This is a genomic window from Myxococcus sp. CA033, assembly GCF_013336625.1.
GTDB classification, from domain to species: Bacteria; Myxococcota; Myxococcia; order Myxococcales; family Myxococcaceae; genus Myxococcus; species Myxococcus llanfairpwllgwyngyllgogerychwyrndrobwllllantysiliogogogochensis.
This window is the reverse complement of the sequence record NZ_JABUMU010000074.1, coordinates 1-1,103: the sequence shown is the minus strand read 5'-3', so window position 1 is coordinate 1,103 and position 1,103 is coordinate 1. Positions and strand designations below refer to the sequence as shown.

1 protein-coding gene is annotated in these 1,103 nt (G+C 66.6%); it reads left to right on the top strand.

From position 1 onward, the window contains the following. On the top strand, positions 1-1,063 hold a 1,063-nt coding region (locus HUA78_RS45685), incomplete at its 5' end, for an IS3 family transposase (protein WP_254624268.1). Positions 1,064-1,103 lie beyond the last annotated feature (40 nt).

Genomic DNA, 1,103 nt, shown 5'->3' with positions numbered 1-1,103 from the left:
AAAAAAAAGTATCGGAAATCCTCGGAGTGGAACTGCCCAAGCCAGACGAGGAGCCCTGATGCAGGTGGCCAGGGAGGCGGTTGGCCAGTTGGGCGTAGCGCCCGTGTGCCAGGCACTGGGGCTGTCTCGCGCCACCTTCTACCGCAGGGCTCAGCCGAGGCAGGTGCTGGTGCCCAGGGCCAGCCCACCGCGAGCCCTGCCGCCCGAGCAGCGGGCCGAGGTGCTCGCGGTGTTGCATGAGCCGAGATTCGCGGATGCCGCGCCCGCGGAAGTCTACGCGCAGCTTCTCGACGAGGGCCGCTACCTGTGCTCGGAGCGCACCATGTACCGGGTGCTCGCCAGCAACCACGAGGTGCGCGAGCGACGCGACCAACTGCGCCATCCCAACCACCCGGTGCCCCAACTGCACGCGACGAAGCCCAATGAACTCTGGAGCTGGGACATCACCAAGCTGCATGGCCCGACGAAGTGGACGTACTTCTACCTCTACGTCGTCCTGGACGTCTTCAGCCGCTACGTCGTCGGCTGGATGGTGGCGCATCGCGAGTCGGCCACCCTGGCCCAGAAGCTGCTGGCGCAGACGTGCGAGCGCCAGGGCGTAATGCCCGGCCAGTTGACGATTCACGCCGACCGAGGCTCCTCGATGACCTCCAAGCCGGTGGCCCTGCTGATGGCCGACCTGGGCGTCACCAAGACGCACTCCAGGCCTCATGTCTCCAACGACAACCCCTTCAGCGAGGCCCACTTCAAGACGATGAAGTACCGGCCTGACTTCCCCCAGTGCTTCGGCTGCCTCCACGACGCTCGCGGCTTCTGCGGCGACTTCTTCGGCTGGTACAACCAGGAGCATCACCACTCGGGCCTTGGCCTGCTCACGCCGCACGACGTGCACCACGGCCTGGCCGCCGAGCGCATCGCGACCCGAGCCGCCGTGCTCGCCGCCGCCTACGCCGCTCACCCCGAGCGCTTCCCTCTCGGCCCTCCCAAGCCTCAGGCGCTGCCGAACGCCGTCTGGATAAACGACCCCGCACGGCTCTCCACCTCTCAGCAGACCGCTAAGTAATCTCACGAAGTCGCTGTCTCATCCGCGTTGACAGGTTCCG